Annotated in this window: 11 protein-coding genes and 1 pseudogene; 7 read left to right on the top strand and 5 right to left on the bottom strand. The window is 40.0% G+C overall.

Annotated elements, in window-relative coordinates; translation table 11 throughout:
• Positions 1–224 precede the first annotated feature (224 nt).
• Positions 225–992 (bottom strand): hypothetical protein, encoded by a 768-nt coding sequence (locus tag FD716_RS09515; RefSeq protein WP_139852127.1) that lies wholly within the window; start codon positions 990–992, stop codon positions 225–227.
• Between the two features lie 162 nt (positions 993–1,154).
• Here FD716_RS09515 and FD716_RS09510 point away from each other — a divergent pair, with 162 nt between their 5' ends.
• From FD716_RS09510 to FD716_RS09490, 5 genes are all read left to right on the top strand, one after another.
• Positions 1,155–1,703, top strand: coding sequence for a hypothetical protein (locus FD716_RS09510; RefSeq protein WP_139852126.1), 549 nt, complete (start codon positions 1,155–1,157; stop codon positions 1,701–1,703).
• Positions 1,704–1,974: 271 nt separating this feature from the next.
• Positions 1,975–2,865: a DMT family transporter gene (locus tag FD716_RS09505; protein WP_139852125.1), complete on the top strand. Its 891-nt coding sequence runs from the start codon at positions 1,975–1,977 to the stop codon at positions 2,863–2,865.
• A gap of 361 nt (positions 2,866–3,226) precedes the next feature.
• Positions 3,227–4,081, top strand: coding sequence for a PAAR domain-containing protein (locus FD716_RS19065; RefSeq protein WP_228714938.1), 855 nt, complete (start codon positions 3,227–3,229; stop codon positions 4,079–4,081).
• The gene (locus FD716_RS09495) at positions 4,078–4,722 is read left to right on the top strand and encodes a hypothetical protein (protein WP_139852124.1); all 645 of its coding nucleotides are present in this window, start codon (positions 4,078–4,080) and stop codon (positions 4,720–4,722) included. The genes FD716_RS19065 and FD716_RS09495 overlap by 4 nt, the downstream gene beginning before the upstream one ends.
• Positions 4,723–4,797: 75 nt before the next feature.
• The gene (locus tag FD716_RS09490; protein WP_228714937.1) at positions 4,798–5,442 is read left to right on the top strand and encodes a hypothetical protein; all 645 of its coding nucleotides are present in this window, start codon (positions 4,798–4,800) and stop codon (positions 5,440–5,442) included.
• A gap of 70 nt (positions 5,443–5,512) precedes the next feature.
• On the opposite strand, the pseudogene FD716_RS19320 reads toward FD716_RS09490, so the two are convergent.
• Positions 5,513–5,640 (bottom strand): annotated as a pseudogene (locus FD716_RS19320) (GNAT family N-acetyltransferase); the annotation flags it as partial.
• Positions 5,641–5,806: 166 nt separating this feature from the next.
• Here FD716_RS19320 and FD716_RS09480 point away from each other — a divergent pair.
• Positions 5,807–6,373, top strand: coding sequence for a TetR/AcrR family transcriptional regulator (locus FD716_RS09480; protein ID WP_139852123.1), 567 nt, complete (start codon positions 5,807–5,809; stop codon positions 6,371–6,373).
• A 95-nt stretch (positions 6,374–6,468) separates the two neighbouring features.
• On the top strand, positions 6,469–8,679 hold the full coding sequence (locus FD716_RS09475; protein WP_171477017.1) for a TonB-dependent siderophore receptor: 2,211 nt from the start codon (positions 6,469–6,471) through the stop codon (positions 8,677–8,679).
• A gap of 85 nt (positions 8,680–8,764) precedes the next feature.
• Here the strand turns inward: FD716_RS09475 and FD716_RS09470 are convergent, their stop codons facing one another.
• Genes FD716_RS09470 through FD716_RS09460 form a run of 3 tightly spaced genes read right to left on the bottom strand, consistent with a single transcriptional unit; the run spans position 8,765 to position 13,502 of the window.
• Positions 8,765–10,078 (bottom strand): fimbrial protein, encoded by a 1,314-nt coding sequence (locus tag FD716_RS09470; protein ID WP_139852121.1) that lies wholly within the window; start codon positions 10,076–10,078, stop codon positions 8,765–8,767.
• Between the two features lies 1 nt (position 10,079).
• Complete coding sequence (locus tag FD716_RS09465; protein WP_139852120.1) at positions 10,080–12,740, bottom strand: fimbria/pilus outer membrane usher protein; 2,661 nt, start codon at positions 12,738–12,740, stop codon at positions 10,080–10,082.
• A gap of 9 nt (positions 12,741–12,749) precedes the next feature.
• Positions 12,750–13,502: a fimbrial biogenesis chaperone gene (locus FD716_RS09460; protein ID WP_139852119.1), complete on the bottom strand. Its 753-nt coding sequence runs from the start codon at positions 13,500–13,502 to the stop codon at positions 12,750–12,752.
• Positions 13,503–13,531: the final 29 nt, after the last annotated feature.

Raw genomic sequence — 13,531 nt, 5'->3', positions numbered from 1 at the left:
CGTTCACAACTTTTTCAAGCTTTCTAAGCTGCCTATGTGGCAGTGAACAGTAAGTTTAAAGCTAAAAAATTATTTATAACAGCTATTTAACTTAAAAAATAGCAAGAACCCCAAGTTTTTAAGGTTGTTTGTAAACCATTGATTTTATTGAGCTGTTAAAGAGTGTTTTAAATATTGGGGTAAAAAAGGGCGATTGTCAAAATGATTATGCGTTCAGCACCTTTTTATTGATTCGATTTTAAAATCACCCATGGCAAAATTTCACCAGCTTGCTTAAGAATCTCTTTGCTATTCTTTTCAACCACCAGTTCTACGTCTATGTCTTCTGCACCGAGGATAAAGCGATAAACTGTATATTGGTAGGCACCATTTTTAAAGCGATAAAAATGATTACCGCCTGATCCATCCATGGTAACGCTACCATTATTGAGGATCAGATCAGGTTTGCTGGACTGAGCCTTTGATGCCGCCCAAGCTGCATAGCGATAGTTTCCATTGGAGAGTTGATCAATACGAACTTGATATTTCTCTGTTTTAAATTGTAGGGCAACGTCTTTAAATTGCTTGAGTGTTGGATGCAGCATTTGTTTTTGTTGAGCAATGATCTTGTTTTTATACTGCTGTTCGGCAGGACTCATGTAGTTAATCGCGCGAATCTCAGGGCCATCTAACCAAACTAGACCACTGTCTAACATCACCCCACGGTATCCGACACTCGACCATTGCGATAATTTTGAATTGGCAATTGTCTGGCTCAATTGCACATCGAAAACTTGGCTATAACGATTTTTCATCATTGCCGCATTCTCAATGCTAGGAATCGGTGATTGACGTTGTAAGGGGTAGCTGATCGATTGGCTGATCGCATCAATATCATGCTTTTTAAATAAGTTAATAATATGTTGAACCTGCTCTTGCTGTTCACTATTCAGATTATTCGCAAAAGTTGTACTGCTGATACTCAATAGAAATAAAAGGATGAGTTTTTTCATGGCGTTAGATTCTTAGGATATATAGGCATAATACAAGAATAGTCATTTAATATGGCAGTCAATGATGATTAAATAACGAAGACTTAGGCTGTATTTGTTTTATTAAAACGTGTTCAATATTATATGGCTATTTATACCTATTATTTAAAGGAATGTTGTTTAGTGAACTATAAAGCGCTCGTATTGGGAATGGTTTTAAGCAGCTTATCATTGTCTATCGTTGCAAAAGAAGTGATTGAACCATTTGATAATCATTTTATTATGCAAGATACGCATTTTATGATTAAAGATCAGTGTACAACTGCAACGCGAATGGAATTCAAAGCATTTGCGACGGAGCAACTGCTGAAACGCTTAAATAAAACTTCTACAGATATCATGACGTTTGAGGACTTAACGATATCTGAAGATATAATGTCGAATGAAAATACAGACATTTTTTTATTTTTAAAGCCTTTTGACATTCCTTATGCACGCTTATCAGACTACGCAACCTCTCAAACGGATGTTTATGCACGTTATCGTCTTGTTGTTATGGTGATGTACATCCCATTTGAGAAAAATAGTTGTATGCTCGGTTTTGGAGTATTTCCAGAAGGTTGGGATGGGACAAACTGGACACGCTTTAAATCAAATAAACAGATCGAATCAACATTATTAGAAGACTATGTAAAAGGCTCAAAAATGAGAAAGCGCTTTTTAAAAAACTAAAACCTAACTTGGAAGATGATAATACGCGGAGAGATGAGAAAGTAATAAGGCTTAAAGAAGATTTCAAACTTTGGTTTAAAATAGAGCGCTCGAAGAGCAGGATGTTAGAATAATTGAGGCTCCGGCTTATTTTTAATTTCGGCCTTGGTCGAGCGACTGTAATGCTATAAAGTGATAGAGATCAGGATTAAACAGCTGTAGATCACACATTTATAATTGATCAAAGACAAACTTTAAAATAATAAGATCAGCGTTTACAAGGATGGTAAAGATGCATCAACAGAAAGGGAAGCTTTTGTTTGCGACACTGAGTGTCATTCTATGTTGGGCCTATTCGCCGATTGGCATCAGAATTGGGTTACAGGCTTATACGCCTGAACACTTAGCATTGATTCGCTTTATTATTGCTTCTGCTTTCTTATTTATACTCGCCATCTCCATAAAAATCACACCACCCAGACTAAAAGATATTCCGCTACTGGCAGGTTTGGGTTTTTTCGCAGTGACGCTGCATCATTTATTGTTAAACCTTGGTCAAATGCATGTCAGTGCGGGTGCTGCAAGTGTATTGGCACAATCCACCCCAGTATTCTCTGCCATGATTGCTTATTGGTTTTTAAAAGAAAAAATTAGTTTATGGCGTTGCGGCTGCATATTGATTGCGATGTTTGGGGCTGCAATGGTGGTTGTGGGCGATCATGGGATTGCAGCTACGAATCTGTATGGCTTATTGGTCTTGGGCGCGGCATTGTCTTGGAGTATTTATTTTGTATTACAGAAGAAGTACTCACTGCATTATGACCCCTTTAGTATGACCTGTTATACCGTATGGTTTGGCACGCTGTTTCTTTTGCCCTATGCTAAAGGACTCAATACTGCATTCATGCTCGCGCCACTGAATGTCGATATTGCGGTACTTATATTGGGAATATTCCCAAGTGCACTCGCGTATTTAGCATGGGCTTATGTCTTAAAATATGTAGAAGTGAGCCGTGCTTCAAGTGCGCTGTATTTAATTCCCCCGACTGCCATGCTGATGGCTGCGGTTATTTTGCATGAAAAAACTTCAATTATGGTGATGTTAGGTGGTGCGATTGTGTTGATTGGGGTAGTGGCATTGAATATGGAAAACTCGGTTAAAGCCCGAAGCTTAGTAGGCTAAGTCTAGATTGAGAAAAGCTTGGTCAGAATTATTATTATTTTTCGATGCAACCAGAAGTGGAGTGATATAAGAAATATCAGACGATACAGTTGTAAAATAATAAAAAAGACATAAAAAAGAAAAGCATTTTGGGAAAATATAAAATGATTTTAATACGCGTAAATTTGCATTCTTCATCGGGATTATGGATTATATCGTTAGGATGAAAAATAAGAATTACCAAAAACAATGATAAGTATATGGAGCATCAATTTGATAAATATAACTTTTTTAACAGTTCATTCGCTATTCATATTTTTAAATATCAACCAAGCCCTAAAGACTTTTTGAGTCATGACTCATTATAGATCGGAGATAAATCATGGCTAAAGGTTTTGCGATTCATCATGCTTTGACTGATCATGGCGGTATGATTCCTTCAACTCAGATGAGAAGTTCTCAGATGGGTCATTTATTTGTGCGTGCCGGTGATGGGCACTTTTGCCCAAAATGCAAATGTTGGTCAACGGTTGTGAAAAGTCATGATCATATTATTTTTGATGACAAAGCAGTCGCTTATGTTGGCGATCAGCTTACGTGTGGAGCAATGATACTACCTCAACAAAATCATGTTGTTGGAGATAGTGGTGGGGCTGCGACTTCTGCTATATCAAATTTACAATCAACGAGTAGGCAACAGAATCAAACAAATAGTTTTACTCAAGATGAAGGTAAATATGAAATTTACTATATCGAGCAGGACAAAGTTGATTACTTGAAATTTAAGCCGTTATTAACTCCATATAATAGTGATGTAAGAGGTTGGTTTGGCGTTTTAACACAAGCAATATCAGGGGCTTGTGACTTTATAGTCACTTATATACTTAAAGAAAAGAAATTATATGTTGCAGTTTCTTATGTCCCTCCAAGGCTGAGTATTGATGCTAAAGTTTTCCCATTTGCAGCACTTCGTATATTTAGAGAGAAAAACCGGACTTTTGAATTTATTCTATCTAAAAAACTAACAATGGGTGAACCAGGTTATTGGGATAATACTAAAGGGAAAGAGCCTGTTGGTACGTGTAGTATCATTCTTCCAGAGCCTAATTTATCCATTGTTAAAGTTGAATTAGAGTTGGGGTATGAGGCTCGTATTGATGTAAGTGCAGTGGTTACAACCCCGAGTCATATGACGCATACTTTTACCTTAACTTCTGCTGCGAGGCTTATTAAATGAAAAACCACTTCATCTTGGCTATCATTTGTATTTCATTCATTGGTACATCTTGCTCTAAGGTACAAGATGTAGCTTTTCAAAAAGAGAACATCGCTAAAGAACAAAACGATGCACTGAAAATCACAGCTGAAGATCAGGAGATTAAAGATAAATATAAAGAATTAATTAATCAAATAGGTCTAAATGACCGTGAGGTTAGTCATTCTCGCTTTAGAAGTTTTTTATCCGAAACCAAGCACATAAAAAATAAATATGAGCGAGAAAAAATACAAATGAATATTTATTTTTATTTAGGGATGCATCAAGAAGCTTATGATTTAAATGAAAAACAACTGGCTGAAAAGCCATCTCTAGAGAAACAGTTTGTAAAATGCCAATTATTGGAAGTATTACATCGTAAACAAGATGAGATTAGATTATGTAATGAAAAACTAGCTCAATACATTCAAAAAAACCTAAATCTAGCGCCTAAAGATGACCCGCAGTATCCTTATGGAGAATGGGGTTATCTTTTAGCAATGTATAAAGCTGGTTATGTTGAATATAAGCAAAAAATGGAAGCATTTATAGCTTCGACAACAGAAGAAAGAATGAAAAGAGAATTTCAAGATTCTTATGATGTGGCAACTGAACAGAAATAGGTTCTTCAGATATAAAGGGAAAATGAGTCTAAAGTCGATCGCTGTTTATAATAGGGACATTTTCTGGGATTCAAAATGAAAAAATACTTCATCTTGGCTATTGTTTGTATTTCATTCCTTAGTACATCTTGCTCTAAGGCGCAAGATGGCGCATTTGAAAAAGAGAACATCGCTAAAGAACAAAACGATGCACCGAAAATTACGGCTGAAGATCAGGCGATTAAAGATAAATACAAAGAATTAATAAATGAATTAGATCTAAATGATCGTGAGGTTAGTAATCCTCGTTTTAGAAGGTTTTTATCCGAAACCGAGCACATAAAAAATAAATATGAGCGAGAAAAAATACAAATGAATATTTATCTTTATTTAGAAATGCATCAAGAAGCTTATGATTTAAATGAAAAACAACTCGCTGAAAATCCTTCTCTAGTGAAACAAATTATAAAATGCCAATTATTAGAATTATTAAATCGTAAACAAGATGCGATTAGATCCTGTAATCAAAAACTAGCTCAATATATCAAGAAAAATCTAAATGAAGCTCCGAAAGATGATCCTCAATATCCTTATGGGGAATGGGGCTATCTTTTAGCAATGTATAAAGCTGGGCATGTTGAATATAAGCAAAAAATGGAAGCATTTATAGCTTCGACAAGTGATGAGAGAATGAAAAGCGAGTTTCAAAGTTCGTATGATGTAGCAACTGAACAGAAATAGGTTTTTAAAATATAAAGGGAAAATGAGTCTAAAGTCGATCGCTGTTTATAATCGGGACATTTTCAGGGATTCAAAATGTTAGTGGATTGGTTGTTAAATAAATAAAGCCAAACCGATGATAAAACGCCATCGCTTTTGATCTTTTGCATGTATTACAACAAAATTCACCCCAATAATTTGTGCAACTTTTGACACTTGCTATGGCATCAAGACTTAATTTTTTGTGTTTTGCCTTGAATGAAAAAATACTGTTTAGGCATATTGAGTTCAACCGTTTGCTTAGCAGAGTATTGATAGATGGTCTTCGGCTTAGCTTTCTTTTATAATTTTTTGCACGCTTTAACGTTCCGATGGGTAATTCATATTGTCTAAAATATCAATGAAAGAAAAAATACTGACCAAAGCCGCAGAGCTGTTTAGTCTACAAGGGTATACCGCAACTGGAATTAATCAGATTATTCAAGAAGCCGGTATTCCCAAAGGTTCTCTTTATCATTATTTTCCAGAAGGCAAGGAACAGATTGCAGAACAGGCGATTGTGTACTTTGGTGGGGTATTAAAACAAGCGACCATTGACTTGTTTGCACAACATTCGACGGCATTGGCCGCGATGCAAGCCTATATCGAAATGGTGATTGATTACTTTCAACAAGCGGGGCTTTCAGCCAGCCTACCCTTGGTGATGGCTGTCTCCAAAACCTCATATGATGTTGAACGCATTCAGGTTGCGACCAAGCAAGTCATGCAGAACTGGATGGAGGTTTGTCAGAATAAACTTCAACAAGATCATTATTCAGCGGCAGAAGCGGAGCAACTGACTACACTATTGGTGATGTTATTAGAGGGGGCTGTGGTACTGGCATTAATACATAAAAATCTCGATCCATTGCGAACCTTATCTACGCATATTCCACAGCTGTTTGTGAAATAAAAATTCAAAATATTGAAATTATATAGACTGGTCTATTGTTAATTTCTGCAACACAGATGATAATGAATATCAATTCGTTTTCATGTGTGTTTTCTATGCGCCTCCCATATTTCACGCCGTTATTTTATGCTTTATTGGCTCTACCGACGTTTGTTTTAGCGATGGATTTAGAATCGAGTCCTACCGCTGATGAAACTGTACAAAGTTTGCCGACGATTATTGTGCATGGTCTTGTTGAAGAAAAGCTGACGGAACATTCAAAAAAATATATTAAGCCAAACTCAAGCATGGCGACCAAAATGGATATTTCATTAAAAGATACGCCACAAACGGTCAGTGTTGTGACTCAGCAACAGATCCAAGATCAGGGGTTGACCAGCTTGGCTGAGGTGTTAAATCAAGTGGTTGGTATTAATGTCAGTAACAATGACAGTGAGCGGGTGAGCTTTAGTGCACGCGGCTTTAATGTTGATAATATTCAGATTGATGGCATAACAACGGCTTATTCAGGTACGGGTGCTTCAGTTTTAGCAATCCCTGCTTATGACAGCGCCATTTATGACCATATTGAAGTGCTTAAAGGTGTCACAGGTTTAACCACGGGTTTAGGTGAACCCTCAGCCAGTATTAATATGATTCATAAGCGGCCAAGCAGTGAATTTCAAGCATCGGGAAGCGTGGGTTATGGGCGTTGGAATACGCAACGCTATGTAGGCGATGTTTCTGGGGCGATATTGGCTGATGAAAAATTGAATGGGCGTTTTATTGCCGCCTATAGCCGTAGTGATACAGGACGCCAGCATTATGAGAAAAATAATCTTGTCTTATCGGGTGCATTAACCTCGCAACTGACAGACACTACGACATTAACGTTGGGGATGGATTATCAAAAGGATGATCCTAAGGGGCTTGGAAATGTTTCACCTATTTTTTATGCGGATGGTACTGAAACCGATTTTAAGCCCAAAGACAATATCGCAAGTAGTGATTGGGTGCGTTGGACGCGAACCCATAAAAATTATTATATTTATTTAGATCAAGCATTGAATGATCAGTGGCAAGCTAAATTAGCCTATAGCTATCAGACCTTAGCGGGGTCATTGAAGAATTTCTGGCCATTTAACGGCAGTATGAACAGCGATGGCTCAGGACTGAGTTATTCCTATTGGGCAAGTGAGGGCTATTTAAAGCAACATAGCTTTGATGCAACGGTAAATGGCAAGTTCAATTTATTTGAGCGTGAGCACCAAGTGGTATTTGGCTTAAATGGATGGACGCGCAATGCTGAGGAATATGGCATGCATTATCCCAAAGGGCAGACAATCGAAAATAGTCATGCATTTGACGGCGCTCAGCTACCAGACTTCGATACAGAACGTAGCGGTCTTGGAGATAAAACTACAGAAAGTAAGCAGTTGGGAGCTTTTTTAAATACACGTTGGCATTTAACGGATCGTTGGAAATTATTTGCAGGTGGTCGTGTCAGTCACTGGGAAAGCAAACTTAAAACTTATCATTATGGGGATTTAATCAAGACCAGCAATGAGCAAAAACGCAATGCTGTCTTTGTACCTTATATTGCAACAACCTTTGATCTAACACCCAATACCACGATTTATACCAGTTATACCGAAATCTTTAAGCCACAATATAATCTGGATATTCATGATCAGTATTTAGATCCTGAGGAAGGCAGTAGTATTGAGTTTGGGCTTAAAAATAGTTTGTTGGATGAGCGCCTGAATTTAAATGCTGCGGTATATCGGACTAAAAAAGACAATATGGCTGAGATTGATCCCAATTATATAAGTCCCAATGGCCGTGATGTACGCTATCGCGCTGCAAACAATACTACCACCAAAGGCATAGAGCTGCAGGCCGTTGGGCAACTCACCGATCAATTGAGTTTAAGTGCAGGCTATGCCTACAACAAAACCGAGAATAAAGCGGGTAAGCGTTTAAATACCTCAATGCCGAACCAAGATGCTAAATTATTTGTAAATTATGCCTTTGACCAAGCTTTATCTGGGCTTAAAGTTGGGGCTGGACTGAATTGGTACGATTCAAGCACTGCACAAATTAAAATAGGGACGGCTGATCAACCTTTTGAAAAAGCGCTGACGCAAAAGGCCTACGTATTGGGTAGCTTGTATGCAGCATATGATATTAGTCCAAAAATTAATGTCACCATGAATGTGAATAATCTGTTTAATAAAACCTATTACACTCGCATCACGCCAAGTTATAAAGCAGGGTATTTCGGTGATCCAAGAAGCTATATGTTGACGATGAATTTTAAATACTAAGCGATTGTGAAACTGAACGATTGAACATTGAACAATTAAACTTTGTTAAAAGAGCGCTGACTGCGCTCTTTTATTTGAACAATGTTCATTGCACTTTTACGACGACGGTTGCCGTGGCTTTAATTTTTCCGGGCGTTACGTTGAGCCCAGGCAATGCTTCCAAGATCGCAGTGTAATTTTGCAAATAACTGCTGTAGCCCGATTGCAATCGACCGACTCTGGAAGCACCCTCTAAAACCGGATACCAACCCAGACTTTCTCCACCGCCTAATCCGGTAGCAGGATGAGTAAATAAGATTTGCTTGCCTGAAATTGCATTTTTAAGTCGAATGCCGACCCCTTGTGCCAAATCTGAGTTCGATTGATATTGATCTGAAAGTAAATAGTTCACTGCGCCATTGGCTTGTAACAAGCCTAGATTCTGTGCAACAGCATAAGCGTTATTGGAAATTTCAAAGGCAATCGCAGTTTGACCTGAGTCCGTCCCAGAGTGTACTTGATCACTACATTCAATGGTGACCGAGAAATCGGCTTGCGCACTGTCACCTTGCTGTAAATGTAATGCGGACATGGTGGGAAATTGAATCAGTGGTGTTGCATTTCTTGCAACACAGGTTTCGGTTCTGGTGAGAGGCCCGGTGTGATGGAGTCCATAAGCGAAGCCATTGTTGTCACTCATAAAGCGATGCTGAAGACTCGAATCTTCACCCACATAATCATGTGCAAAGTCAAAACCAACATTGGCATCCCCCGACAGTTGCAGATAACTATTCGGTTGTTGACAGTCATATAGGCCTGAACTGCCCATCCGATTACAAGCGTTACTGTTGCTGCCAATGATGGGCGGTAGGCTGCTGATTTTATACAGACTGGCTTCGAGTGGGGGAAGGTCCATGAGTCGAATATTGATTTTTCGGTTATTCCGTTCAAATGAAGTGATGGGAACTTTTTTCCAAAAACGAGTAATATCAACGCCCGCCATGCTTTGTTTTAAGCCAATGTATTCCCACCAAGTCGCATAAACATGACTCAAGCCATCAGCTGCACCAACTTCCCAATAACCGGCCAAGCGATCATCGCCATTGGTGGCGACCAGAAAATAGATCGAACCTAAATCCGCTTCATCACAGCTCCAAAGAATGGAGCGGGCATTGGCACCCATAAGTTGATGTGCGGTGGGTGCAACAATACGACTGCCCAACAAGGTGCCTGCAGGTTGTAAGTAGTCTGAACTGAGATTGAGTTTGGCAAAGCTAATCGTTGCAGCGTATTCATTTCCAGTACGGGTGAGCTTGCTTGAGCTGCAACTGGCTTGTGCAGTACTGGCCAAACACAAAGCAGTACACAAAACAGTGCCCAGCAATCCGAGGCTGAAGTAGTTTCCAAGTATAGGGCGCATATTATTGCTCTACTTTACAAATTGCGGAGAATTTGGTTAGGGGGATGCGAATTTGTTGTGATGTGAGCGCATAGTGAATGCTGCAAGCCTCTTGTTCATTTTCGCCCCATTTAATGCTTAGTTCACCCTTGGACTGTTCTGACCGAAAGTAGATTTGACCATTTTGCCCGACAATGCCGATATTATTGGCAGATTGATCAAAAACATCGGCTCCCATGGGGACAGCAACCCCATCTGCAAGTGTGCTTTGAACCAGAAAGGCAAAGCCTTGATGAGTGGTAAATTTAATTTTAATGGCAGCACCTGCGTAGGGTGCAACCCGTTGCTGACCAGCAACCAACTCAGCTTGACTAGACATGCCTTCTGGGCTCAGCGCAATCGTATTGTAGTGATAGGGGGTTAATGCCGGTAACAGGGCAAAGCCATAACTATTAATTGTGCTGTCTTGGGTGTTTAAAACTTTGGCGCCTTGCGCACCTTGTGCCTCAATTAAGGCAAAGGTATCAGACAAATAGCCACCAAAAGTAATGCCACCCGCATGTATTGCCAATGCACCTTGTATATTGGCAGCGGCTTGCCAAAAGTGCTGCCCCATAGCTGCATTGACATCAATGTTGGCATTTGGGCTATGCTTCTGGATGGATGCATTCCAATGACGTTGCTGTGAGGCATCCTCATAATTGACCCCCAGACTATAGTGCAGGTCGGGACGTTGTAGGATCGCACCGCTTAAATTGGCTTGATAGTCATTTTGATTGGTATTGTGGTAGGCCGACAGCATCAGTTGATGCGATTTTTGTGCGCTTTTTAGACCCAGTGGCATGGCAATTGACAAGCCAAAACTGGTTTCTGTTCTGGCATGATGTTGGTCCTTAGGATTTGAGATTACACTCGGAAGACGGGATGGGCTTTCTTGATCGGTTGGAGTAAGACCTCGTTTAAGTCGCGTTGCGGTAAGGTTTATGGAAAGTCCATTCGCCAATGATTTGCTATAGCCGAGTTGGAACTGGTTGTCATTGGGACGTTTTGCCCGATACTGTTGCGCGGATGCAGAAAGATAGATCCCACCGAAACGGCCCAAGGCTTGATTGACTGAAAGCGTGAAGCGAGAATTGGCTTGTGTGGAATTGGTACGAGAAATACGCCCTGTTGGTTTGCGTTGATCTAAGCGAATCAAATCGGTGAGTTCAAGATAACCTGAATTGGAAACCCGATAGGCACTGAGGGCAATTGTGGTTTTGGTTGGCTGGATGGTTTTGCTGTAGTTGCCTGCCAACATCCAGCCTTTTTGGCTGGCCTGTTGTTGAGCTGTGCTACGAGAAAGCGTCAGATTTGCGCCAAAAGCACCAATTCGATGGGTATAGGCACTGCCCAGTACAATGGCTTGATAGTGATTGGCAATCCTGAAGCCGCTATTGAGTGTGATGGTATTGCTGAATCCATATTGGGTGGTGAGATTGGCAAAGATACGGTCATTTTGCGTGTCACGGGTTTTGCCCAGATCAAAGCTATATTTAAATGCACCTAGCCGTACAGATTCAGCGACAGCAGAGAAGGGCACACGAAAGTTTGAGCGGCTGCCATCTGCTTCATCAATAATGACATTTAGGTCACCATTGGCGCTGGTTGGGAACAGATCACTTATTTTAAATGGGCCCGGTGCGACCGTGATTTGATAAATTTCATAACCATTTTGTTGAACTGAAACGCGGGCATTGCTTTTGGCAACACCTTGAATAACAGGGGCATAACCCTGCTTAGAGTTGGGCAGCATACGATCATCAGAATGCAGGCTGATTCCATTAAAACTGATTCCTGAAAAAAAACGACCCATACTGCTCAATTGGCCCAGTGCAAGCTCACTGTTGAGACTGGGGATTGGCCGTTTAAGATAGCGACGTAGATTGCGCCAATGCAGATGGTGCTGCTGATAGTTTAAGTTGGATTGTTGTCGGAACTGCCATTGTCCAAAGTTAATGCCGCCGTTTAATGCCAAATAAGCGGAATCTTGATGTTGGTTAAACCCTATAGCTGCATAGCGATTATAGTAAACGTTACTGATGTAGTTAATAAACCCAATTGACTCACCCATACGCCATTCACTCGGATTGACATAGCCCGCTGGGACTTGTTTGATTAAACTGTTTGGAATCGTTAAGTTCAGCCTTAAACGCTTAAAGTCGAATTGGCTGCTACCTGCGCCGATCAGGCTTTGCAATGAAGCACAATTTTCTGTTTCTGTTTCTGTTTCTGTTTCTGTTTCTGTTTCTGTTTCTGTTTCTGTTTCTGTTTTGGCCATTTTTTCAGGTATTAACGTGATAATCGATGCACGTTGTAATTGCATTGTGTTGAAACAGGCTTGAATATGCTGCTGTGCATCTTGAATAAAGCGAACATCGCGATGCTCAAAAAAATGGTTATTGATGTAAATATCTACTTTATAACGACCAGGCGAAATACTTTCTCCTTGGGTTAAATGCAGCACAGTCTCTTGATTAAAGGAAGAACCACGAAATAATGCGCCATCAAATACATATTCATCTGCGGCACCGATACCTTGATTCTCCGTTGTCGCAGCCGTAAGTGAAGTCGAAAGAATGACGCCAAAGATTAAATAAACAGGCACAGCCGTAGCGAAAATAAACAGGATGTCTGATCGCATCAATTTGACTCAGCTTGGGCTGTGTTTCAGTTGATATTTGATCGTGGCGCCGTAGTCATTGATGAGCACAATCTGTAATTGTAGCTCCGCGTTCTCTTTGATTGTTGGCGTGATTTTCCATTCAAAAACAGACTGTGGTGCGATGGTGATATTGTCCTCTTTTTGAATTTCTTTGCCATTTAACTGCAGTGATAGTTTGCTGAGATTGGCATAGTAGGCGCTATGATTATTGAGCTGAATACGGATGGTGTGGTCGGTCTGCTTTTTAATCGTATAGTTGAGTTGCTCAGATATGTTGGCAGCGCTGGTTTTTAAGGCTTCGGGGCGATAAAGCACTTTGACGCGATTTCTAAACACCACCAACAGTTTATTTTTTTCAATATCACTGCTTTTGATCGCAGGCATTTCTGAAAAGTTTAAATAAAAAAGGCTTTCACGATCGCTTGGCAATGCGCTCTGATCACCACTAAAAATCAAACGTAGCATTTGCCCTTGTTGTGCTTCAATTTTAAAAAATTGGGGGCTAACCATAAATGGCGCATTGGCGGTTTCTGCGGTAGCGCTTTCATCACCACTATCCAGCCATACTTGAACCAAATTGGGGAAGTTATCTTTGTTTTCCAGTTGAATGGTTTTTTCCATTTGTTTGGCCGGAAAAATGACCCGAGTTCCTGTCATTACCACCCCAGCTTGGCTGTAGGAGGTGAGGAGGCTAAACAAGAGGGGCATCGCTAGTGCGAAATTATTGATATAAAAATTCATAGTGAAAGCACACTAAAAAATAAAAGAGA

Source organism: Acinetobacter pullicarnis, assembly GCF_006352475.1.
Taxonomy (GTDB): Bacteria; Pseudomonadota; Gammaproteobacteria; order Pseudomonadales; family Moraxellaceae; genus Acinetobacter; species Acinetobacter pullicarnis.
This window is presented reverse-complemented; position numbering and strand designations above follow the sequence as displayed.

Bases quoted from the DNA above. Each gene is read 5' to 3' on its own strand.
- FD716_RS09515 (WP_139852127.1), bottom strand. From the start codon at position 992: ATGAAAAAACTCATCCTTTTATTTCTATTGAGTATCAGCAGTACAACT.
- FD716_RS09505 (WP_139852125.1), top strand. From the start codon at position 1,975: ATGCATCAACAGAAAGGGAAGCTTTTGTTTGCGACACTGAGTGTCATT.
- FD716_RS19065 (WP_228714938.1), top strand. From the start codon at position 3,227: ATGGCTAAAGGTTTTGCGATTCATCATGCTTTGACTGATCATGGCGGT.
- FD716_RS09495 (WP_139852124.1), top strand. From the start codon at position 4,078: ATGAAAAACCACTTCATCTTGGCTATCATTTGTATTTCATTCATTGGT.
- FD716_RS09490 (WP_228714937.1), top strand. From the start codon at position 4,798: ATGAAAAAATACTTCATCTTGGCTATTGTTTGTATTTCATTCCTTAGT.
- FD716_RS09475 (WP_171477017.1), top strand. From the start codon at position 6,469: ATGCGCCTCCCATATTTCACGCCGTTATTTTATGCTTTATTGGCTCTA.
- FD716_RS09470 (WP_139852121.1), bottom strand. From the start codon at position 10,078: ATGCGCCCTATACTTGGAAACTACTTCAGCCTCGGATTGCTGGGCACT.
- FD716_RS09465 (WP_139852120.1), bottom strand. From the start codon at position 12,740: ATGCGATCAGACATCCTGTTTATTTTCGCTACGGCTGTGCCTGTTTAT.
- FD716_RS09460 (WP_139852119.1), bottom strand. From the start codon at position 13,502: ATGAATTTTTATATCAATAATTTCGCACTAGCGATGCCCCTCTTGTTT.